General features: G+C 38.1%; 24 protein-coding genes and 1 riboswitch. Of the genes, 22 read left to right on the forward strand and 2 right to left on the reverse strand.

What is annotated here, in order from left to right:
• Window positions 1–41 precede the first annotated feature (41 nt).
• From leuB to STRINF_RS06730, 7 genes are all read left to right on the forward strand, one after another.
• Window positions 42–1,079 (forward strand): 3-isopropylmalate dehydrogenase, encoded by a 1,038-nt coding sequence (gene leuB, locus STRINF_RS06700; RefSeq protein WP_006532312.1) that lies wholly within the window; start codon window positions 42–44, stop codon window positions 1,077–1,079.
• Window positions 1,076–1,354 carry a DUF1294 domain-containing protein gene (locus tag STRINF_RS06705; protein ID WP_006532313.1) on the forward strand — a complete coding sequence of 93 codons (279 nt, stop codon included), beginning with the start codon at window positions 1,076–1,078 and terminating at the stop codon, window positions 1,352–1,354. Before leuB ends, STRINF_RS06705 begins: the two co-directional genes overlap by 4 nt.
• A 38-nt stretch (window positions 1,355–1,392) precedes the next feature.
• Complete coding sequence (leuC, locus tag STRINF_RS06710; protein WP_043878391.1) at window positions 1,393–2,781, forward strand: 3-isopropylmalate dehydratase large subunit; 1,389 nt, start codon at window positions 1,393–1,395, stop codon at window positions 2,779–2,781.
• A 12-nt stretch (window positions 2,782–2,793) separates the two neighbouring features.
• On the forward strand, window positions 2,794–3,384 hold the full coding sequence (gene leuD, locus STRINF_RS06715) for a 3-isopropylmalate dehydratase small subunit (protein WP_006532315.1): 591 nt from the start codon (window positions 2,794–2,796) through the stop codon (window positions 3,382–3,384).
• 152 nt (window positions 3,385–3,536) lie between these two features.
• Window positions 3,537–4,034, forward strand: coding sequence for a GAF domain-containing protein (locus STRINF_RS06720; protein WP_043878392.1), 498 nt, complete (start codon window positions 3,537–3,539; stop codon window positions 4,032–4,034).
• Complete coding sequence (gene dnaX / locus STRINF_RS06725; RefSeq protein WP_006532317.1) at window positions 4,034–5,722, forward strand: DNA polymerase III subunit gamma/tau; 1,689 nt, start codon at window positions 4,034–4,036, stop codon at window positions 5,720–5,722. The genes STRINF_RS06720 and dnaX overlap by 1 nt, the downstream gene beginning before the upstream one ends.
• A gap of 87 nt (window positions 5,723–5,809) precedes the next feature.
• On the forward strand, window positions 5,810–6,004 hold the full coding sequence (locus STRINF_RS06730; protein ID WP_043878416.1) for a DUF3272 family protein: 195 nt from the start codon (window positions 5,810–5,812) through the stop codon (window positions 6,002–6,004).
• On the opposite strand, the gene birA is transcribed toward STRINF_RS06730, so the two are convergent.
• A complete protein-coding gene (gene birA, locus STRINF_RS06735; protein WP_006532319.1) occupies window positions 5,985–6,917 on the reverse strand; it encodes a bifunctional biotin--[acetyl-CoA-carboxylase] ligase/biotin operon repressor BirA in 933 nt (310 codons plus the stop codon). The two genes, STRINF_RS06730 and birA, sit on opposite strands and share 20 nt — an antisense overlap.
• Window positions 6,918–7,302: 385 nt before the next feature.
• Here birA and metK point away from each other — a divergent pair, with 385 nt between their 5' ends.
• The 7 genes from metK (at window position 7,303) to STRINF_RS06770 (ending at window position 14,782) form a co-directional block, all read left to right on the forward strand.
• Window positions 7,303–8,493, forward strand: a complete 1,191-nt coding sequence (gene metK / locus STRINF_RS06740) for a methionine adenosyltransferase (RefSeq protein ID WP_043878393.1) — start codon at window positions 7,303–7,305, stop codon at window positions 8,491–8,493.
• Window positions 8,494–8,609: 116 nt separating this feature from the next.
• Window positions 8,610–9,455, forward strand: coding sequence for an AraC family transcriptional regulator (locus STRINF_RS06745; RefSeq protein ID WP_043878394.1), 846 nt, complete (start codon window positions 8,610–8,612; stop codon window positions 9,453–9,455).
• Window positions 9,456–9,721: 266 nt separating this feature from the next.
• Window positions 9,722–10,981 (forward strand): UDP-N-acetylglucosamine 1-carboxyvinyltransferase, encoded by a 1,260-nt coding sequence (locus STRINF_RS06750; RefSeq protein ID WP_006532322.1) that lies wholly within the window; start codon window positions 9,722–9,724, stop codon window positions 10,979–10,981.
• Window positions 10,982–11,056: 75 nt separating this feature from the next.
• Window positions 11,057–11,611, forward strand: a complete 555-nt coding sequence (locus tag STRINF_RS06755; RefSeq protein ID WP_006532323.1) for a GNAT family N-acetyltransferase — start codon at window positions 11,057–11,059, stop codon at window positions 11,609–11,611.
• The gene (gene spxR, locus STRINF_RS06760; RefSeq protein WP_006532324.1) at window positions 11,604–12,887 is read left to right on the forward strand and encodes a CBS-HotDog domain-containing transcription factor SpxR; all 1,284 of its coding nucleotides are present in this window, start codon (window positions 11,604–11,606) and stop codon (window positions 12,885–12,887) included. The genes STRINF_RS06755 and spxR overlap by 8 nt, the downstream gene beginning before the upstream one ends.
• A 112-nt stretch (window positions 12,888–12,999) precedes the next feature.
• Window positions 13,000–13,860, forward strand: coding sequence for a methionyl aminopeptidase (locus STRINF_RS06765; RefSeq protein ID WP_006532325.1), 861 nt, complete (start codon window positions 13,000–13,002; stop codon window positions 13,858–13,860).
• 1 nt (window position 13,861) lies between these two features.
• Window positions 13,862–14,782: a YihY/virulence factor BrkB family protein gene (locus STRINF_RS06770; protein ID WP_006532326.1), complete on the forward strand. Its 921-nt coding sequence runs from the start codon at window positions 13,862–13,864 to the stop codon at window positions 14,780–14,782.
• Window positions 14,783–14,795: 13 nt separating this feature from the next.
• Here STRINF_RS06770 and STRINF_RS06775 read toward each other — a convergent pair whose 3' ends face one another.
• Window positions 14,796–15,221 carry a GtrA family protein gene (locus STRINF_RS06775; protein WP_006532327.1) on the reverse strand — a complete coding sequence of 142 codons (426 nt, stop codon included), beginning with the start codon at window positions 15,219–15,221 and terminating at the stop codon, window positions 14,796–14,798.
• 28 nt (window positions 15,222–15,249) lie between these two features.
• Window positions 15,250–15,362, forward strand: a riboswitch (PreQ1 riboswitch).
• Here STRINF_RS06775 and STRINF_RS06780 point away from each other — a divergent pair.
• The 8 genes from STRINF_RS06780 to atpA all read left to right on the forward strand — a co-directional run bounded on the left by STRINF_RS06780 (window position 15,360) and on the right by atpA (window position 22,832).
• A complete protein-coding gene (locus STRINF_RS06780) occupies window positions 15,360–15,869 on the forward strand; it encodes a QueT transporter family protein (protein ID WP_006532328.1) in 510 nt (169 codons plus the stop codon). It overlaps the preceding riboswitch by 3 nt.
• Before the next feature lie 109 nt (window positions 15,870–15,978).
• Window positions 15,979–17,937 (forward strand): NAD-dependent DNA ligase LigA, encoded by a 1,959-nt coding sequence (ligA, locus tag STRINF_RS06785; RefSeq protein WP_006532329.1) that lies wholly within the window; start codon window positions 15,979–15,981, stop codon window positions 17,935–17,937.
• A gap of 20 nt (window positions 17,938–17,957) precedes the next feature.
• Window positions 17,958–18,983 carry a diacylglycerol kinase family lipid kinase gene (locus STRINF_RS06790; RefSeq protein ID WP_006532330.1) on the forward strand — a complete coding sequence of 342 codons (1,026 nt, stop codon included), beginning with the start codon at window positions 17,958–17,960 and terminating at the stop codon, window positions 18,981–18,983.
• A gap of 318 nt (window positions 18,984–19,301) precedes the next feature.
• On the forward strand, window positions 19,302–19,505 hold the full coding sequence (locus STRINF_RS06795; RefSeq protein ID WP_006532331.1) for a F0F1 ATP synthase subunit C: 204 nt from the start codon (window positions 19,302–19,304) through the stop codon (window positions 19,503–19,505).
• 38 nt (window positions 19,506–19,543) lie between these two features.
• Window positions 19,544–20,263: a F0F1 ATP synthase subunit A gene (gene atpB, locus STRINF_RS06800; RefSeq protein WP_006532332.1), complete on the forward strand. Its 720-nt coding sequence runs from the start codon at window positions 19,544–19,546 to the stop codon at window positions 20,261–20,263.
• A 14-nt stretch (window positions 20,264–20,277) separates the two neighbouring features.
• A complete protein-coding gene (gene atpF, locus STRINF_RS06805) occupies window positions 20,278–20,775 on the forward strand; it encodes a F0F1 ATP synthase subunit B (RefSeq protein WP_006532333.1) in 498 nt (165 codons plus the stop codon).
• The gene (locus tag STRINF_RS06810) at window positions 20,775–21,311 is read left to right on the forward strand and encodes a F0F1 ATP synthase subunit delta (RefSeq protein WP_006532334.1); all 537 of its coding nucleotides are present in this window, start codon (window positions 20,775–20,777) and stop codon (window positions 21,309–21,311) included. The genes atpF and STRINF_RS06810 overlap by 1 nt, the downstream gene beginning before the upstream one ends.
• A 15-nt stretch (window positions 21,312–21,326) precedes the next feature.
• Entirely contained in the window at window positions 21,327–22,832 is a 1,506-nt protein-coding gene (gene atpA, locus STRINF_RS06815; protein ID WP_006532335.1) for a F0F1 ATP synthase subunit alpha, read from the forward strand.

Below are 22,832 nucleotides of genomic sequence, written 5' to 3' on the forward strand. Positions count from 1 at the left end.
AGAGCAAGAAAGTAGCTTGTTTTCTTGCGAGTGATACAAGGATGAGTAAAAAAATTGTGACATTAGCTGGTGATGGTATCGGACCAGAAATCATGGCAGCTGGTCTTGAAGTTCTTGAAGCTGTTGCGGATAAGATTGGATTTGATTATGATATTGATGCAAAACCTTTTGGTGGTGCAGGGATTGACGCTTGCGGTCATCCCCTACCAAAAGATACATTGGATGCTGCCAAAGCTGCGGATGCTATTTTGTTAGCAGCTATTGGTGGACCAAAATACGATAATGCAACAGTTCGACCAGAGCAAGGCTTACTTGCTATTCGTAAAGAATTGAATCTGTTTGCTAATATCCGTCCTGTTCGTATTTTTGATGCGCTTAAACACTTATCACCATTAAAACCTGAACGCATTGAAGGGGTAGATTTTGTGATGGTTCGTGAATTGACTAGTGGAATTTATTTTGGTGAACACAAATTAGAAGATGAAGCTGCGCGTGATATCAATGACTATTCTGCTCAAGAAATCCGTCGCATCATTCGAAAAGCTTTTGAATTGGCACAAGTTCGTGGCAAAAAAGTGACTAGCATTGACAAACAAAATGTTTTAGCAACTTCAAAGTTATGGCGAAAAGTAGCTGAAGAAGTGGCGCTAGAATTCCCAGATGTGACTTTGGAACACCAATTGGTAGATAGCGCAGCCATGATTATGATTACTAATCCATCACGTTTTGATGTTGTGGTAACTGAAAATTTATTTGGTGATATTTTGTCTGATGAATCAAGCGTGCTTCCAGGAACTCTTGGCGTAATGCCTTCGGCTAGCCATTCAGAAAATGGGCCAAGTCTTTATGAACCAATTCATGGCTCAGCACCAGATATTGCTGGCAAAGGTATTGCAAATCCAGTCAGCATGATTCTGTCTGTTGCGATGATGCTTCGTGAAAGTTTCGGGGAATTTGCTGGGGCAGAAATGATTGAAGAAGCTGTCGACAAGACCTTTAACCAAGGTATTTTGACACGTGATCTAGGTGGTCAGGCAAAAACAGCAGAAATGACAGCAGCCATTATTGCAAATCTATGAGTTTAAAAGATTATACAGTCCTTGCTTTTATCTTTTGGAATGTTTTTGTTTTTATCACTTATGGGGTTGATAAACAAAAAGCTAAGTCTGGCCATTGGCGAATTCCTGAAAAGACATTGTTGTGGGAAAGTATCTTGCTTGGTGGTCTTGGAGCTTTTCTTGGTGGAAAGATATTTCATCACAAAACATTAAAGTGGTATTTTAAAGCATCTTGGTATTTAGGGATTATTATTGATATTGCTTTTATTTATTGGATTTTAGTCGTGTGGCATTAAATACTAAAAAGATAAGAGTAAAGACAGTGGAGGAAAATATGAGCGGAAAATCGATTTTTGATAAGCTTTGGGAACGTCATGTGATTACTGGCGAAGAAGGTGAACCACAGCTTATGTATGTTGATCAGCACTATATTCATGAAGTAACAAGTCCGCAGGCCTTTCAAGGTCTTAGAGATGCTGATCGTAAAGTGCGTCGTCCAGAGTTAACATTTGGAACAACTGACCATAATGTTCCAACGGTTGACATTTTCAATATTCGTGATTTGATTTCAAAAAATCAAATTGATACTTTTGCAAGAAACGTTGAAGAATTTGGTATTGACGCAGCAACACATGGAAGCGAACGTCAAGGGATTGTTCATATGGTTGGTCCGGAAACAGGACGCAGTCAACCTGGCAAATTTATTGTCTGCGGGGATAGCCATACGGCGACACATGGCGCTTTTGGAGCTATTGCTTTTGGTATTGGAACATCAGAAGTGGAGCATGTGTTTGCGACACAATGCATTTGGCAAGTGAAACCTAAAAAAATGAAGGTCGAGTTTGTCGGAAAACCACAAAATGGGGTTTATTCAAAAGACTTTATTTTGGCTTTGATTGCTAAATACGGTGTTGATGCTGGCGTGGGTTATGCGGTCGAATATTGTGGTGAAGCTATTGATACTCTTTCAATGGATGAACGCATGACAATTGCCAATATGTCGATTGAATTTGGTGCTAAAATGGGCTTGATGAACCCAGATCAAAAGACATTTGATTATGTGAAAGGTCGTGGGGCTGCACCAAAAGGTGATAAATTTGAGCAAGCTGTAGAAGATTGGAAGACATTAGTTTCTGATCCTGATGCAGAGTACGACAAGGTAATCACTATCGATGTTTCTGACTTGGCACCTATGGTGACTTGGGGGACAAACCCTGAAATGGGTGTTGAATTTGGTCAACCATTCCCAGAAATCAAAGACATGAATGACGAACGTGCCTATCACTACATGGACATGAAACCAGGTGAGAAAGCAGAAGATATTGACCTTGGTTATGTCTTTATCGGTTCTTGTACCAATGCTCGACTTTCAGACCTTCAATTAGCAGCTAAAATTGTCAAAGGAAAACACATTTCTCCAAATTTGACAGCTATCGTTGTTCCAGGATCTCGACCTGTTAAGAAAGAAGCAGAGCGCCTTGGACTTGATAAGATTTTCTTGGATGCTGGCTTTGAATGGCGTGAGCCAGGCTGTTCAATGTGTCTTGGAATGAACCCAGACCATGTGCCAGAAGGTGTACATTGTGCCTCAACAAGTAACCGTAACTTCGAAGGGCGCCAAGGTTTTGGAGCTCGGACACATCTTTGTAGTCCTGCCATGGCGGCAGCGGCAGCGATTGCTGGTAAATTTGTAGATGTTCGTCAACTATCAGAAGTAGAATAAAGGAGAGAGACCATGGAAAAATTTACCGTCTATACAGGGAAGTCTGTCCCTTTGATGAATGATAATATTGACACTGACCAACTGATTCCAAAGCAATTTTTAAAAGCTGTTGATAAAAAAGGTTTCGGAAAAAATCTCCTTTTTGAATGGCGTTATTTAAATGATAATTACGATGAAAATCCTGATTTTATCTTTAATCAGCCTGAATATCGTGATGCGACGATTTTAATTTCTGGAGATAATTTTGGGTCAGGGTCATCACGTGAACATGCTGCCTGGGCGCTTGAAGATTATGGTTTTCGTTGTGTGATTGCGGGTTCGTTTTCAGACATTCATTATAATAATGAATTAAAAAATGGCATGCTTCCCATTGTTCAACCATTGGAAGTGCGTCAAAAGTTAGCTGCGCTACCTGCAGGAGAAGAAATTACCATTGATTTACCAAATCAAGTCATCAAATCATCAGCTGGCGAATTTCCATTTGAAATCGATAGTGAGTGGAAACGTAAGCTTGTTCTTGGTCTTGATGATATCGGGATTACTCTTCAGTATGAAGAATTGATTTCAGCCTACGAAAAAAATCGTCCAAGTTACTGGCAATAAAGTATTAAGCAGTAGGCAACCTAACTAAGCAGTCATTTTAATATAAATTGAGTTGAGATGCCATTGTCTCAGCTCTTTTTTACATCAAGTTCACCAAAATATCATTTTTTCAAAGTATGACGAAGCAGGCTTTTTTTGATATAATTAAGCTTATGGAAAATACTAAGAAAATTGAGAATTATGAAATCATGTTAGCGCAAGCAAATGCTTTGTTTGCTAACGAAAAAAGCTTGTTGTCTAACCTTTCAAATGCAAGTGCGCTCTTGAAGATGACTTTGCCAAATTCTGTTTTTACTGGCTTTTACCTTTTCAATGGTGAAGAGTTACTTCTTGGGCCATTCCAAGGTGGGGTATCTTGCGTACATATTAAACTTGGTAAAGGTGTTTGTGGAGAATCAGCAGCTAAACGAGAAACAATGATTGTTGCAGATGTGACAAAACACGCCAACTACATTGCATGTGATTCTGCTGCCATGAGTGAAATTGTTGTTCCAATGGTTAAAGATGACAAACTTGTTGGTGTTTTAGATTTGGATTCACGTTTGACAGATGGTTATGATGCTGTTGACCAAGAATATCTTGAAAAATTTGCAGCTATTCTTGTCGAAAAATCATATTGGAATCTAGATATGTTTGGAGTTGAAAAATAATGTATCAAGCCCTCTATCGAAAATACCGTAGCCAAACCTTTGATGAAATGGTTGGGCAAACGGTTATTTCAACGACTTTAAAACAAGCAGTTTCTTCTGGCAAAATCAGCCATGCTTACTTGTTTTCAGGTCCACGAGGAACTGGTAAAACCAGTGCCGCTAAAATTTTTGCAAAGGCTATGAACTGCCCTCACCAGGTCAATGGTGAACCATGTAATCATTGCGATATTTGTCATGATATTACAAATGGTAGTCTTGAAGATGTCATTGAGATTGACGCGGCGTCTAATAATGGGGTTGATGAAATTCGTGAAATTCGTGATAAGTCAACCTATGCACCAAGTCGTGCCACTTATAAAGTTTATATCATCGATGAAGTTCACATGCTTTCAACGGGAGCATTTAATGCGCTTCTAAAAACCTTAGAAGAACCAACAGAAAATGTTGTTTTCATCTTAGCGACTACTGAACTGCATAAAATTCCTGCGACAATTTTGTCACGTGTTCAACGTTTTGAATTTAAAGCGATTAAGTTAGCAGCTATTCGAGACCATTTGGCTGATATTCTTGGCAAAGAAGGCATTACATACGAAGAAGATGCTTTGACCTTGATTGCACGCTGTGCAGAAGGTGGAATGCGTGATGCTTTGTCTATTCTTGACCAAGCGCTAAGTCTTACAAGTGATAATCATGTCTCACTTAGCATTGCTGAAGAAATCACAGGCAGCATTTCAATGACGGCTTTGGATGATTTTGTAGCAAATGTTTTAGCCAATCAAACTAGCCAAGCTCTGACAAATCTTGAAACAATTTTCGATAGTGGTAAGAGCATGAGTCGTTTTGCGACGGATTTATTGAATTATCTTCGTGATTTATTAGTGGCTCAAAGTGGTGGTGAAAACACCCACACGAGTCAAGTTTTTCAAGAGAATTTGGCTAATGTTCAACAAGACCTTATCTTTGCGATGATTGACTTGGTGACCAAAGTTTTACCTGAAATCAAAAATGGTGTTCAGCCTAAGATATACGCCGAAATGTTGACCATTCAGTTGTCAGAATCAGGTAAGCAAACCGCTCTAACTCAGGTTCCAGAAGAATTGTCAGATGAGTTAGCTAGACTACAGTCAGAAATTAAAGGCTTGAAAAATCAACTAGCTAATCTGGATAGCTCTGCGATTTCACCAAAATCAAACAAACGTCCAAAAGCAAATTCTAGCTATCGCTACAAGGTTGACCGCGTCAAGATTTTAAACATCATGGAAGAAACGATTGCTGATAGTCAGAAATCAAGGGAGTATCTTGAAGCCCTTAAAGGCGCTTGGAATGAAATTTTGGATAGCATTTCAGCTCAAGACCGCGCACTTTTGCTTGGTTCTGAACCAGTTCTTGCGAATAGCGAGAATGCCATTTTAGCTTTTGATGCAGCCTTTAATGCCGAGCAAGCCATGAAACGAACAGACCTTAATGACATGTTTGGTAATATCATGAGTAAAGCTGCTGGTTTCTCACCAAATATTTTGGCTGTGCCTAGAAAAGACTTTAACAGCATCCGAACTGAATTTGCTCAAAATCTTAAAAAGAAAAAGCAAAACTCAGTTGAATCAATTGAAGAAGAAGTCAAAGATGACTCTTTCATTCCAGAAGGCTTTGATTTTCTAGCAGATAAAATTAACAAAGTAGAAGATTAAAAGGAAGTTTCAATCGAAACTTCCTTTTAACTTGAAATCGTGCCAGCGAAAACTGCTAAAAGCAGCTATCTATGCTATAATAAAGATATGACTATAAAACGTTTTATTTTAATGGCACTCATGTGCGCCTTTGAAACCTACTTTTTTAATGAATGTTTATTTAATGGTGATTATTTCTTTGCTTTCTTTTGGGGGTTATTTTTGCTACGTGATCTTCAACGTGCCTACACGGTTGATAAGGTCTTGCAGACCCTAACATCAACTACCAAGAAGAAAGACTGATTTCACCGCTACGAAGCATTTTTTCTTGACCGTTGTCAAGTTTGACAATCAGATGCCCTTGATTGGTAATGTCTTGGGCGATTCCTGAGTATAGACAATCATTTTCTGTAAAAGTCACTTGTTTATCTAAGACAAGTGATTTTTCTTTGTAAACTTTGATTAAATCTTTTTCTGGAATAGTGAAGAAGAGTTTCCAAATTTCGGTGATGAGTTGGTTGCGCGTGATACTTGGTTGCCCAGAAAAAAGTGAGCCGGCTTTTTCAGAAATATCAGCTGGAAAGTCTGTGATGTGGAAATTGATGCCAACTCCAATAATAACATCGGTAATTAATCCTGTTTCAACAGATGAAAAAGCTTCAGTTAAAATGCCAGCGATTTTTTTACCATTGTAATAGATGTCATTGACCCATTTGATGTCTGTTTCGATGCCAGTTAGTCGCGAAATGGCTTTAACAACGCTTGAGGCTATCATGAGTGTATAAGGTTTTACTTCTTCAAAAGGAACATTTGGTTTAAGGTGAAGTGACATATAAATGCCACCTTGTTCTGAGGCAAAAAATTGTCTACCAAATCTTCCTTTAGCTTGCTCTTGACTTGGAGCTAAGTAGAGGTGCGCTTCTTTATCTTCATCTAAATGATTTTTAGCATCTAATTGAGTTGATTGACTTTTTTCGTTGAGACTAACAGCTATCTTTAAATCTTTAGAAATGATTTCTGGAAGTAGCAAGTCACCTGAGAGAATTTTATAGCCACGTTTTTTAACAGAATCAATCTGAACGCCTTTTTCTTCTAAAGTCTTGATGGCTTTCCAAATAGCGGTGCGTGACAGTTCGAATTCATTTGCCAAAGTCTCTCCGCTAATGTAATCATTTTGGTTTTGTAAATAATGATAAATTTTTTCGTAGGTTTTCATATCAATAGTATAATATATTTTTTCTAAATATTCTTAATGAAAAATGAATTTGTTATGAAATGGTAAGAATTTTTCTATAGGCAATTTGGGTAAAACGTGGTACAATATTCTAGTTAATGAGTCCCGATAAGACAATCTGGCGGTTTAATAGTGTGTTCTTCTTCGTTAGCTCATCTTGATATTCTTCAGTATTATCTGCGATTTCGCTGACTTGACTAACACGCTATTGACCGCGCCATCTCTTTTTAGATGATTTAGATTGGTACTTTGTAACTCATTAGAAATGTCTACTTTTAATGTGGAGGTTTCGAAAGGGAAAAATTCCCGACATTTTAATACCTAGAGGTATTAGAATGAAAAAATGATGATATGGGGGGACATTTTTATGTCAGAACGTAAACTTTTCACGTCTGAATCAGTTTCTGAGGGGCATCCAGATAAGATTGCAGACCAAATTTCAGATGCTATTTTAGATGCTGTGTTGGAACAAGATCCTGATGCACACGTTGCAGCAGAAACAGCTGTATACACTGGGTCAGTTCATGTTTTTGGAGAAATTTCAACAACAGCTTATGTTGATATTAACCGCATTGTTCGCGATACTATCGCAGAAATCGGTTACACAAATGCTGATTATGGCTTCGCTGCTGAATCAGTTGGGGTTCATCCGTCATTGGTTGAACAATCACCTGATATTGCACAAGGGGTTAACGAAGCATTAGAGGTTCGTGGGAATGCTGATCAAGATCCACTTGACTTGATTGGTGCTGGTGACCAAGGTTTGATGTTTGGTTTTGCTGTTGATGAAACGCCAGAATTGATGCCATTGCCAATTTCACTTTCTCACAAATTGGTTAAAAAATTGGCGGATTTGCGTAAATCAGGCGAAATTTCATACCTTCGCCCAGATGCGAAATCACAAGTTACAGTTGAATATGATGAAAATGACAAACCAGTTCGTGTAGATACTGTCGTTATCTCAACTCAACATGACCCAGAAGCAACCAACGAACAAATTCACAATGATGTGATTGAAAAAGTCATCAAAGCAGTTATTCCAGCTAAATACCTTGATGACAAGACTAAATTCTTCATCAATCCAACTGGTCGTTTTGTAATCGGTGGTCCTCAAGGGGATTCTGGTTTGACTGGTCGTAAGATTATCGTTGATACTTATGGTGGTTATGCACGTCATGGTGGTGGTGCTTTCTCTGGTAAAGACGCTACAAAAGTTGACCGTTCTGCATCATACGCTGCGCGTTACATCGCTAAAAATATTGTTGCTGCTGGTTTTGCAAGCAAAGCAGAGGTGCAATTAGCTTATGCTATCGGTGTGGCACATCCAGTTTCAGTTCGTGTTGATACATTTGGTACTAACACAGTTGCTGAAAGCAAATTGGAAGCTGCTGTTCGTGAAGTCTTTGACCTTCGTCCAGCAGGTATCATTAAGATGCTTGATTTGAAACGTCCAATTTACCGTCAAACAGCTGCTTACGGACACATGGGACGTACAGATATCGATCTTCCATGGGAAAAACTTGATAAAGTCGATGCTTTGAAAGAAGCTGTAAAATAAATATAGAAACGTTGCACTGATAGTGCGGCGTTTTTTTTATCCTAGATTTTTTGTTTTAAAAATAAGGGGAAAATCTTTCAATCTTTTGCTAGACTATACAGTAGGAGGTGAGGGTAATGATTTCACGATTTAATCAAACAATGACCTACCTTGAAAGTGTATTAACGACCGAAATTGATAAACAAAAAGTTCAACACTTATCAGGATATTCCTATGCTATGTTTTCTCGCTTATTTTCTGTCTTGGCAGATATAACCTTATCAGAGTATTTGCGTAAGCGTAGATTATCAGAAGCGGTTAATGATTTGAAGATGTCATCTGATAAGGTGATTGATATTGCTATGAAATATAGTTATGATTCTGCGGATAGTTTTAGCGCAGCTTTTAAAAAATTCCACGGTTCAACGCCAACTGAAGTTCGTAAGGGAATGCCCTACAAAGTATTTCCAAAAGTTTACTTATCATTAACGGTAAGTGGAGGTAAGTCTATGAATATCACAATTGAAAAGAAAGCGGCTTTTGCGGTTGCTGGTGTTTTAGCATCACACATTGAAAGTAAAGATTGCCCAGGAGTTTGGGATGAACTCTATGCTAAATTTGAAATTGCTGATTTAAAAGCATTAGGAAATGGTCAAAGTTTTGGTGTCTGCTCAGAGCTCTCATCTGGTGTGGGACTTAATTACTTAGCGGGATATGATGTTACAGATAAGAAAAAGGCACAAGAGTTGGGTTTGAGTCTTTTAGAAGTAGCAGAAACGCAATATGCGATTGTTCCAGTCAGAGGCAATGTTCCAGAGGCTATTCACGAAGCCTGGAAATATGTTCTTGAAGTATTTTTTCCAGAAAATGGTTATCGCCACTCTGGTGCTCCAGATTTTGAGGTTTATGCAGAAGGAGATATTCACGCTGAAGATTATGAAATGGCTTTGTGGATACCGATTGTTAAAGAAAAGGTTAAATAGCTGACCAATATTTTTAATAAAGTCCATCAGTTTGTTACACTTGCCATAAAGTAGACATTTGAAACAGGTTTAACCTTGATTTTAAAATTTTTTGACTAAAAAAGTTTGAAAAATAAAAGTAGTAGTTTCTGCTTATGATATTAAAACACGAAAAAATATGACAAAATCTTAACAAAGTGTCAAAATATTCACCATAATCAGTTTGTCAAATGCCATAATCTATGATAAAATGTAAAGGTTGAATTCTAGCAGAAAGTTTTGAATGTATGCGTAAAATTGTTATTAATGGTGGCAAACCTTTAAAGGGAGAGGTTGCTATTTCGGGTGCTAAAAATAGTGTTGTGGCTTTGATTCCAGCAGCTATTCTATCTGATGATATTGTTATTTTGGATGGAGTTCCTGCCATTTCCGATGTTGATAGTTTGATTGAGATTATGGAAGTGATGGGAGCTAAGATTAAGCGAGAAGGCGAAACGCTTGAAATCGATCCACGTGGTGTTAAAAATCAACCAATGCCATATGGAAAAATCAATAGCTTGCGTGCTTCTTATTATTTCTATGGTAGTTTGCTTAGCCAATTTGGTGAAGCGACTGTTGGACTTCCAGGTGGATGTGATCTTGGGCCTCGTCCAATTGACCTTCACTTGAAAGCTTTTGAAGCTATGGGAGCTCAAGTATCTTATGAAGGCGAAGCTATGCGCCTTGCAACAGATGGAGAACCAATTCATGGAGCTCACATCTACATGGATACTGTTAGTGTTGGTGCAACAATCAACACTATGCTTGCTGCGACAAAAGCTAAAGGTCGTACTATCATCGAAAATGTCGCTCGTGAACCAGAAATTATTGATGTTGCGACATTGTTGAACAATATGGGGGCTCACGTACGTGGTGCAGGTACTGATGTTATCACTATTGAAGGGGTTGAAAGCCTTCATGGAACACGTCATCAAGTGATTCCTGACCGTATTGAAGCAGGTACTTATATTGCTATAGCAGCAGCAATCGGTGAAGGTGTTCGTATCACTAACGTCCTTTATGAACACTTAGAGAGTTATATTGCAAAACTCGAAGAAATGGGTGTTCGTATGACGGTTGAAGAAGATGCTGTTTTTGTTGAAAAACAGTCAACTCTAAAAGCTGTATCAGTAAAAACATCACCATATCCTGGTTTTGCAACTGATTTGCAACAACCAATCACACCATTGTTGTTAGTAGCAGAAGGTCGTGGTACGATTTTGGATACCATCTATGAAAAACGTACTAACCACGTCGCTGAATTGGTGAGAATGGGTGCGGATATTTCAATTGTTGGCGGACGTATTGCTTATCAAGGACCTAATAAATTGACAGGAGCACCTGTTAAAGCGTCAGACTTGCGTGCTGGTGCAGCTCTTGTGACAGCTGGTTTGATGGCAGAAGGTCAAACAGAAATTACCAACGTTGAATTTATTTTACGTGGTTACTCAAATATTATCGAAAAATTGACAGCCTTAGGTGCTGATATTAAATTAATCGAAGAATAAGAAGGAGCCTTAGGGCTTCTTTTTTGTTTGAATTCTGCTAAACCAAATTTTAAAGTCGTGTGTTATAATAAGGACATGGATATTTGGACGCTTTTAGGACGTTATGCCTCTTTTGAAACAGAACGCATGTATTTACGTCCTTTTACATACAAGGATAGTCAGGATTTTTTTGAGATTTGTAGCAATCCTGATAATCTTCGTTTTATTTTTCCAAGTCATGCCACACGTGAGGAAAGTGATTTTCTCATGGTTCATTATTTTATGAAGGAACCGCTCGGTGTTTGGGCGATTGAAGACAAAAAAACTCGTAAAATGATTGGTTGTATTCGTTTTGAAAAACTTGACCATAATCGTATGACAACAGAAATTGGTTATTTTATGAACCAAACTTTCTGGGGCAAGGGGTTAATGACAGAGAGCTTAAAAACACTTGCTTTTTTGAGTTTTCAAGAGTTAGGTCTGCAAAATTTACATGTGATTGCTCATGCAGAAAATATAGCCAGTCAGCGAGTAGCGCAAAAATCAGGTTTTCGTTTGAAGCGTCAATTCAAGGGAAGTGACCGCTATAGCCGAAAAATGCGCGATTATGTTGATTATCAGTTGAGTAAAGGTGACTATCGTTATGAGTAAACATCAGAAAATATTAGAGTATCTGGAGAATTTGGCGGTTGGTAAGCGCGTGAGTGTGCGAAGTATTTCTAATCATTTAAATGTTAGTGATGGGACCGCTTATCGTGCTATCAAAGAAGCCGAAAATCGTGGTATCGTAGAGACAAGACCTCGAAGTGGAACGGTTCGTATCGAAAAGAAACCTGCCGTTCGCATTGAGCGATTGACTTATTCAGAAATTGCTCGTATCAGTGATTCAGAGGTTTTAGCAGGAAAAGCAGGGCTTAGCCGAGAGTTTAGCAAGTTTTCGATTGGGGCTATGACCCAAGAAAATATCTTGCGTTATTTGGTTAAAGGTGGGCTTTTGATTGTTGGGGACCGTGAAAACATCCAATTGCTGGCGCTTGAAAAACATAATGCCATTTTGGTGACTGGAGGATTTTCTGTCTCAGAAGCTGTTATTCGTCTAGCTGATGAGCTTGGCATTCCAGTTATGGTGACTAATTACGATACGTTTACGGTTGCCACGATGATTAACCATGCTTTGTCTAATCTACGCATTAAGACAGATTTGACAACGGTTGAGCAAGTTTATCAAGTCAAAGCAGAATACGGATTTTTGCACGAAGGTGACACCGTGCGTGATTTTAACACCTTGATTAAGCAAACCAAGAATGTCCGTTTTCCAGTTGTTAATAGTAAAAATCTTGTTGTCGGTGTTGTCAGTATGTTTGACGTTGTTGATAAGGAAAATAACGTTGATATCAAAAGTATCATGTCTCGCAATTTGATTGTCGCTAAACCGCAAGCGAGTCTGGCTAATATTAGTCAAAAAATGATTTTTGAAGATCTTAATATGCTACCAGTTGTGGCTGAAGATTTGACTTTACTTGGAGTGATTACACGCCGTCAGGCTGTCGAAAATCTACAGAACCTACAGCATTCAAGTCCTTACACTTACAGTGATCAGATGCTGTCTAATTTGAAGCAAGAAGATGGTGTTTACCAATTTATCGTCGAACCAGCGATGATTGACAATGCAGGAAATTTTGCGCAGGGTGTTCTGACAGAATTTATTAAGGAAATCAGTGTTCGTGTTTTAACTAAAAAACATCAAAAGAATATTATTATTGAACAATTGATGCTTTATTTCGTGCAAGTTGTTCAGATTGATGATCGCTTGGTCATTCAACCACGCATTATTACGGAAAAACGTCGTAGCTCGGTGATTGATTTTGAAATTCTTTTAGATGATCAAATTGTCGCCAAAGCCTTAGTAACGACAAAAATAAATTAATTTTTTCTATCAAAAAGTGACTAGAACGTTACCTTTTTGACAGTTTGGTGACTATCAGTGTATAATTAAAAGTACTGATTCTTTTTAGAGTTTATTATAGGAGATAGATAATATGATTACATTAAAATCAGCTCGTGAAATCGAAGCAATGGATCGCGCAGGAGATTTCCTTGCTTCTATCCACATCGGTTTACGTGATGTTATTAAACCAGGTGTTGACATGTGGGAAGTTGAAGAATATGTTCGTCGCCGTTGTAAAGAAGAAAATGTTCTTCCGCTTCAAATTGGTGTTGATGGTTCAATCATGGATTACCCATATGCTACATGTTGTGGTCTTAATGATGAAGTGGCTCACGCTTTTCCACGTCACTACATCCTAAAAGAAGGTGACTTGCTAAAAGTTGATATGGTTATGAGTGAACCACTTGATAAGTCAGTGGTTGACGTATCAAAACTAAACTTTGATAACGTTGAACAAGTTAAAAAATACACGCAATCATATTCTGGTGGTGTGGCCGACTCATGCTGGGCATATGCGGTTGGTGAGGTTTCAAAAGAAGTTAAAGACCTTATGGACGTCACAAAAGAATGCCTTTATATTGGTATTGAAAAAGCTGTTGTTGGTAACCGTATCGGTGATATTGGTGCAGCGATTCAAGAATATGCTGAAAGCCGCGGCTACGGTGTCGTTCGTGATTTGGTAGGTCACGGTGTTGGTCCTACAATGCACGAAGAACCAATGGTCCCTCACTATGGTAAAGCAGGTCGTGGACTTCGTTTGCGCGAAGGTATGGTATTGACTGTTGAACCAATGATTAATACAGGAACATGGGAAATCGATACTGACATGAAAACTGGCTGGGCTCACAAAACCCTTGATGGTGGGCTATCATGTCAATACGAACATCAATTTGTTATCACAAAAGACGGTCCTGTTATTCTAACAAGCCAAGGAGAAGAAAGAACTTACTAAGATGAAGCGAAAGCAATTCTTAGACAAATTATGGTCTAAATTAGAGTGGCAACCGCTGCAAGTTTATTTAAAACACTATCGCAGTGCTGAGATTGATTTATCAGCAATTGCTGTTGCTTATTATTTATTGCTGACAGCCTTTCCGCTGATTGTCATTGCAGCTAATATTTTCCCTTATCTGAACATTGATGTTAATATTTTGTTGGCATTTATGAAGAAAAATTTGCCAACTAACCTTTACCCATCGGTGTCGGCTATTACGATTGATATTTTCTCAAAACCTTCAGGTAGTATTTTGGGAGTTGCCACTTTAACAGCATTTTGGACTATGTCTAAATCGTTGACCTCTCTTCAAAAAGCAATTAATAAAGCCTACGGCGTAGCGCAACACAGAGATTTTGTGATTGGTCGATTAGTGGGAGTAATTGGAAGTCTCTTGATTCTTTTCTTACTGACTTTCGTCTTAATCTTTTCGACTTTTTCAAAAGCTATTTTGCAAGTGATCAATTCATACTATGATTTAAGTGACACGATGGCTACCGTGATTTTGAATCTAGCACAGCCGGTGACTGTCTTGACCATTGTTATCGGATTGATGTTACTGTATTTTATTCTGCCTAATGTCAGAATTCGACGTTTTCGCTACATCTTACCTGGAACCATTTTTACCTCAGTCGTCATTGTGTTCTTGAATAACTTGTTTAGTAGTTATATTCTAAGAACCTTTGAACGAATGGTTGACATTAAAACATTTGGATCAGTTGTGATTTTTGTATTAATGTTATGGTTTATCTTTCTTGCCCATATCTTGATTTTAGGAGCTATTTTTAACGCTACTTATCAAGAACTGCGTCAAGGAAAAATGGAAAGTAGACGAGGCGATTTGTTGTCACTTTTGGCACAACGAGGCAAAAAAAAATAACACCTTCTGGGTGTTATTTTTTGTCTTTGAAAACTAACAGCTTGCTAAGAGCATAATTCAGCACAATGATTAAGACTTGAGAAAAGAGAGTTTCAATAGCATTAACCATTGAAAGATTGTCATTTACAAATTGTCCGATGATATGCGGGAATTTTGTGACCAAGAAGAATGCCAAAGCTAAATCTAAAATGAGTGTTGACAAACGTGCAATGGTGAATTTGACTAAACGCTCAAACCAACCTTTACGAACTTGATTGAAAACAAAATAATCATTGGTAAAGAAGGCAAATAAAATAGCAACAATATTAGCAATAACAGCTGAGAAAGTTGCAGAACTTGTCAGTGAAAAGATAACTAAACGTGTTCCCATGTAGACAAGAGTTGTTAGAACACCAAAAAAGAGATACTTAAAAACTTCGCTTGTGATTAATTTTTTCATAGGTCTACTATATCAAATTTTAGAAAAATGTGCTATACTTTTAAGCGTTGTCTTGACGACCCTTGGTGCTTAGTTCCCTTTCGCCAAGCATATTACAAACGTTGAAACCTAAGCTTTCAAACGTCAAAGGAGAAGAAAATGGAAAAATTCACTATGCGTGATTTTGTTCGAGTTGCCATTGTTGCAGCACTTTATGTTGTTTTAACAATCACACCGCCTTTAAATGCGATTTCTTACGGTGCTTATCAGTTCCGAGTATCTGAAATGTTAGTATTTTTGGCTTTTTATAATCGTAAATATATTATCGGCTTAACAGCAGGTTGTATGATTGCTAATTTATATAGTTTTGGTCTCATCGATGTCTTTGTCGGTGGTAGCCAGACTTTTGTTTTCTTGATGCTAGGTGTAACCTTGTTTGACCGCTATAAAGATCAATATCTCTTTAATGGTTTATTTAACAAAGCATTCTTTTATTTCTCACTATTATTTGCGGCTTCAATGTTTACCATTGCTACAGAGTTGCATATTGTCGCTAACGCACCTTTCTTGATGACATGGTTTACATCAGCTGTGGGAGAACTTGCATCACTTCTAATCGGCTCACTTGTCATGGATAAATTAGCCAGTCGTATTGAATTGACTGCTTGATATACCAAAAGAATTTCCAAAAGTGGAAGTTCTTTTTTTCTATATAATATCTTCAAAAAATGATAAGTTTTAAAGAGTATTTTTCTTTAGATGTGTTAAAATAGTATATATGAAAGAACGTATTCAAAAATTGGTTGATGAACTCAACCAGTATCGAAAAGAGTATTATACACAAGACCAACCAACGGTCTCTGATAGTGAGTATGACAAGCTCTATCGTGAATTGGTAGAGCTTGAAAAGGCTAATCCAGACTTGATTTTGCCGGATAGTCCGACACAAGCAGTTGGGGGTCTTATTTTAGATGGCTTTGAAAAATATCAACATGAAACACCACTGTATAGTTTACAAGATGCTTTTTCACGTGAGGAATTAGATGATTTTGATCGTCGCGTCAAGGCAGAATTTCCAAATGCATCTTACATGGCTGAACTTAAGATTGATGGACTTTCAGTATCATTAGTCTACGTAGACGGTGTACTTCAAGTCGGTGCGACACGTGGTGATGGTTCAATCGGTGAAAATATCACTGAAAATGTCAAACGCATCAAAGATATTCCGCACAAATTGGAAGAGCCTTTGACAATCACGGTTCGAGGCGAAGCTTATTTGCCAAGAGAATCTTTTGATAAGATTAACGAAGAACGTCGTGAAAGTGGTCAGTCAGAATTTGCCAATCCTCGTAATGCCGCAGCTGGTACCCTTCGTCAGTTGAATACTGCAGTCGTTGCAAAACGTAATCTAGCAACCTTCTTTTACCAAGAAGTGGCTTCAACAAGTATGACCACACAAAATGACGTTTTAGAAGAATTGTCTCGTTATGGTTTTTCAGTTAATCCAAGACGTATTACAACATCTTCAATGGAAGATATCTGGGCATTTATTCAAGAAGTGGCTGCAGAGCGTGATAGCCTTCCGTATGATATTGACGGTATCGTTATTAAGGTTAATAGCCTTGCTATGCAAGAAGAACTTGGATTTACAGTTAAGGCACCACGTTGGGCGATTGCTTATAAATTCCCAGCTGAAGAAAAAGAAGCTGAGATTTTGTCAGTAGATTGGACGGTTGGACGTACAGGTGTTGTTACCCCAACAGCTAATTTAACGCCTGTTCAACTTGCAGGAACAACTGTTAGTCGTGCGACTTTGCACAATGTGGATTATATTGCTGAAAAAGATATCCGAATCGGAGATACCGTTATTGTCTACAAGGCGGGAGATATTATTCCAGCTGTACTTCACGTGGTTGAAAGTAAGCGTAATAAGCAAGTCCCAATGCCAATTCCTGAGACGTGTCCGTCATGTGGCAGTGAGCTGATTCACTATGAGGATGAAGTGGCGCTTCGCTGTATTAACCCACTTTGCCCAAGCCAGATCCAAGAGCGCTTAACGCATTTTGCCAGTCGAGATGCCATGAATATTACTGGTCTTGGACCCTCAATCGTTAAGAAACTCTTTACAGCGGATTTGGTTCATGACGTTGCAGATATTTATCGACTAAGTGTCGAAGATTTACTGACGCTTGATGGCTTTAAAGAAAAATCAGCTGAAAAACTTTACAATGCTATCCAAGCATCAAAAGCTAATTCAGCAGAAAAATTATTATTTGGTTTAGGAATCCGTCATGTTGGTGCTAAAGCAAGTCGTCAGCTCCTAGAAGTTTTTGAAAGTATCGAAAACCTTGTGGCAGCAGACGAAGAAGCTATTGCGAATATTGATGGTCTTGGAACAGTTATTGCTAAGTCACTGCGCAGCTATTTTGCAAAAAAAGAAGCCGAAGAACTTTTGGCAGAATTGAAAAATGCTGGTGTTAATTTTGCTTATCTTGGAAAGAAAGTTTCCAAAGATGCTCAATTAGCTGGTTTGACAGTGGTTCTAACTGGAAAACTCCAACGCTTAACGCGAAATGAAGCTAAAGAAAAGTTGCAGGATTTAGGAGCTAAGGTTACAGGCAGTGTTTCTAAAAAGACAGATATTGTCGTTGCAGGAGCAGATGCTGGATCAAAATTGACAAAAGCCCAAGCTCTTGGAATTGACGTTCGTGATGAAGCTTGGTTAGAAAGTTTATAATCTTTTTGAGGTAATATAAAATGGTCAAAAAACAAAAACGAGCACGTTTAATCTATAATCCGACCTCTGGCCAGGAAATTATGAAGAAAAATGTTGCCGAAGTTCTAGATATTTTAGAAGGCTTTGGTTATGAAACTTCTGCCTTTCAAACAACACCCGAAGAAAATTCAGCTCGCAATGAAGCTGAGAGAGCAGCAAAGGCTGGCTTCGATTTAGTCATTGCTGCAGGTGGTGATGGAACGATTAATGAGGTTGTTAACGGAATTGCTCCGCTAGAAAAACGACCAAAAATGGCAATTATTCCAACAGGTACGACAAATGACTTTGCGCGTGCCCTTAAGATTCCTCGTGGAAATCCCGTTGAAGCTGCAAAAATTATTGGTAAAAACCAACTGATTCACATGGATATTGGTCAAGCGCGTGAGGATACGTATTTTATCAATATCGCTGCTGCAGGTTCATTCACAGAATTGACTTACAGTGTGCCAAGTCAGTTGAAAACCATGTTTGGTTACCTAGCTTATTTGGCAAAAGGGGTTGAGCTTCTACCAGGAATTCGTACGGTTCCAGTTCGCATCAAACATGAAAAAGGTGTCTTTGAAGGTGATGTGTCAATGATTTTTGCAGCCATCACTAATTCAGTAGGTGGCTTTGAACAAATCGCTCCAGATGCTAAACTTGATGATGGTAAGTTCACTTTGATTTTAGTGAAAACAGCTAACTTGATTGAGATTTTACATTTGATTCGACTAGTTCTTGATGGTGGTAAACATATCGGTGATAAGCGCATTGAGTACATCAAGACAGACTTCTTGGAAATTGAACCTCTATCAGACAAGAAAATGATGATTAATTTGGATGGTGAGTACGGTGGTGACGCGCCAATCGTGCTTCGTAATCTTAAAAATCATATTACTTTCTTTGCTAACACGGATGAAATTTCAGATGATGCCTTAGTTTGGGATCAAGAAGATTTAGCGCTAGAAGCCATTGCTCAAAAATTTGCTCATGAAGTTGAAGACTTAGATGAGTCAATGGACAAATAATTCACACTTTAAATAGTAGAAAGTGTTTTCAAAATCATATGTAAAATTAACTATGAAAGCAGTTTCTAGATATTATGTCCAAAAACGTGTTTTCCAACATCATTTGTATAGAAAATCTATCATAAAATGTTAGTAAATAAGGCTCATAAAGCCTAGAGGAAAGCGGATTTGACCGTTTTCCTTTTATTATTGTTCAAAAACTAAACAAAGGTTAAGTATAGTTTGAGAAAACGTTTCCGAAAACGGTGATTTCGTTGACAATTCCTTAAAATAGGACTAAAATAACGAAGTAAAAAATTTTAAAAGGAGATTCATATCATGTTGAATTTAAAAATCTTAGCACTTGGTCTTGCCGTACTAGGAGTTAGTATTGGTGAAGGTATCCTCGTTGCCAACATTGCAAAATCTGCAGCACGTCAACCTGAAATGTTCAGTAAATTGCAAACACTTATGTTCCTTGGAATAGCCTTCATCGAAGGTACATTCTTCGTCCTTCTTGCATGTACATTCTTCGTTGGATAATTCTAACTAAGAACTTTTAAAAAGAAGGAGGGATAAAGTTGGAAACATCCGTAAATCCAACAGCGCATGTCTTTGGTATTGAGTTTGACTTAACCATTTTAGCGATGTCTCTCTTGACGGTGATTATTTCCTTCGGTATCATTTTTTGGGCAACTCGAAAAATGACTTTAAAACCTAAAGGAAAACAAAATTTCATTGAGTATGTCTACGAGTTCGTACAAAATACGATTAAACCTAATCTTGGAGAATACACTCCTAAGTACAGCTTGTTGATGTTCACATTCTTCTTTTTCATTCTGATTGCTAACAACCTTGGTTTGCTAGTTAAATTGGAGTCTGAAGATTATAACTTTTGGACATCTCCAACATCAACTTTCATGGTCGATTTTACTTTGTCTTTAATCGTCGCGATTGTTGTCCATGTTGAAGGTGTTCGAAAGAAAGGTGTCAAAGCATATTTGAAAGATTACTTGAGTCCTTTCCCAATGATGCTTCCAATGAACATCTTAGAGCAATTTGCTAACGTTTTGTCACTTGCTCTACGTTTATTTGGTAACATTTATGCTGGTGAAGTTGTTACTGCTTTGATTGTAGGATTTGGTACAAAAAGCTTGATTTTTGCTCCATTTGCCTTTGTCCTTAACTTGGCTTGGGTTGCTTTCTCAGCCTTTATCGGATGCATTCAAGCGTACGTATTCACTATTTTGTCATCTAAATATATCTCAGAAAAACTCCCAGAAGATGAGGATGAATCTTAAGAAAGGAATAATCAATGGAAACACTAATCAATAGTACAAGTATTGGTAATATTATTATTACTGCTGGTTCAGTGATCCTTTTGTTGGTTCTCATCAAACTTTTTGCTTGGGAACAATTGACAGGGATCTTTACCGCTCGTGAAGAAAAAATTGCTAATGATGTTGATGGTGCAGAAGCAGCGCGTAAAGAAGCAGAAGCTCTTGCTGCTAAACGCCAAGAAGAGTTAGCTGGCGCTCGTACTGAGGCAACTCAAATTATTGATGATGCCAAAGAAACTGGTAAAATTCAAGAGGTTAAAATTCTCGCTGAAGCACGCGAAGAAGCTAGCCGCTTGAAAGCTAAAGCTAATCAAGATATAGAACAAAGTAAAGCAGAAGCTCTTTCAAGTGTTAAAGGTGATGTCGCTGATTTGACTGTCCTTTTGGCAGAAAAAATCATGACAGCTAATCTTGACAAAGAAGCTCAAAGCAATCTCATTGATAGCTATCTTGACAAGCTAGGAGATGCCTAATGGATAAAAAGACACAAGCTCTTGTTGAGCAATATGCGAAAAGTCTCGTAGAAATTGCTATTGAAAAAGACAGTTTAGCTGAACTCCAATCAGAAACAGAAGCTTTGTTGTCTGTTTTTGAAGAGACAAACTTAGCTGACTTCTTGTCAAGTTTAGTCGTTTCACGTGATGAAAAAGTAAAACTTGTTAGGTTGCTTCAAGAGTCTAGTTCAGTTTACATGAACAATTTTCTTGAGGTAATTTTACAAAATGAACGAGAAGCGTTCTTGAAAGCCATCTTAGAAGGTGTTCAAAAAGATTTTGTTATTGCTACAAATCAACACGATATTGTTGTGAGAACCGCAGTAGTTTTAACTGATGAACAAAAAGATCGTATCCTAGCTTTAGTTGCTGAAAAATTCGGTGTTAAAGCTGGAAAACTCGTTGAAAACATTGACGAATCAATCCTTGGAGGTTTTGTCATCAATGTTAACAATAAAGTAATTGACACAAGTATTCATCGTCAATTGCAAGAATTTAAAATGAATTTGAAATAGAAAGTGGTGTGACTTTTGGCAATTAATGCACAAGAAATTAGCGCTTTAATTAGAAAGCAAATTGAAAACTTCCAGCCAAATTTTGACGTCACAGAAACTGGTGTTGTCACTTATATCGGTGATGGTATCGCTCGTGCTCGTGGACTTGATAATGCTATGAGTGGAGAACTTCTTGAATTTTCAAATGGTGCTTTCGGTATGGCTCAAAACCTTGAGTCAAATGACGTTGGTATCATCATTCTTGGAGATTTCTCTACAATTCGTGAAGGTGATGAAGTAAAACGTACTGGTAAAATCATGGAAGTACCAGTAGGTGAAGCTCTTATCGGTCGTGTTGTTAACCCACTTGGTCAACCAGTGGATGGTCTTGGTGATATCAAGACAACTGCTACACGTCCAGTTGAAACACCTGCACCAGGCGTTATGCAACGTAAATCAGTTTCTGAACCACTCCAAACTGGTCTTAAAGCGATTGATGCTTTGGTTCCAATTGGACGTGGTCAACGTGAGTTAATCATCGGTGACCGTCAAACAGGTAAAACATCTGTTGCGATTGATGCAATTTTGAACCAAAAAGGACAAGATATGATTTGTATCTATGTTGCTATTGGTCAAAAAGAATCAACTGTTCGTACACAAGTTGAAACACTTCGTAAGTACGGTGCTCTTGATTATACAATCGTTGTGACAGCCTCAGCTTCACAACCTTCTCCATTACTTTACATCGCTCCTTATGCTGGTGTAGCAATGGCAGAAGAATTTATGTATAACGGAAAACATGTATTGATCGTTTATGATGATCTATCAAAACAAGCAGTAGCTTACCGTGAACTGTCACTTCTTCTTCGTCGTCCACCAGGACGTGAAGCTTACCCAGGTGATGTCTTTTATCTTCACAGCCGCTTGCTTGAACGTTCTGCGAAAGTTTCTGATGCTCTTGGTGGTGGTTCTATTACAGCACTTCCGTTTATTGAAACACAAGCTGGTGATATTTCAGCTTACATCGCAACAAATGTGATTTCTATCACTGACGGACAAATCTTCTTGCAAGAAAATCTTTTTAACTCGGGTATTCGTCCTGCGATTGATGCTGGTTCTTCAGTGTCACGTGTTGGTGGTTCAGCACAAATCAAAGCAATGAAGAAAGTTGCTGGTACCCTTCGTCTTGACTTGGCTTCTTACCGTGAGCTTGAAGCCTTTACACAATTCGGTTCTGATTTGGATGCAGCAACACAAGCTAAACTTAATCGTGGACGTCGTACAGTTGAAGTGCTTAAACAACCTGTTCACAAACCACTTCCTGTTGAAAAACAAGTTGTGATTCTTTATGCACTTACTCATGGTTTCTTGGATGATGTGCCAGTTAATGACATTTTAGCATTTGAAGAATCTTTGTATGATTACTTTGATGCACATTACGAATCAATCTTTGAAACTATCCGTACAACCAAAGATTTACCAGAAGAATCTGTCTTAGATGCAGCTATTAAAGCCTTTAAAGATCAGTCAGAATTCAAATAA

The organism is Streptococcus infantarius subsp. infantarius ATCC BAA-102 (genome assembly GCF_000154985.1).
Classification (GTDB): domain Bacteria; phylum Bacillota; class Bacilli; order Lactobacillales; family Streptococcaceae; genus Streptococcus; species Streptococcus infantarius.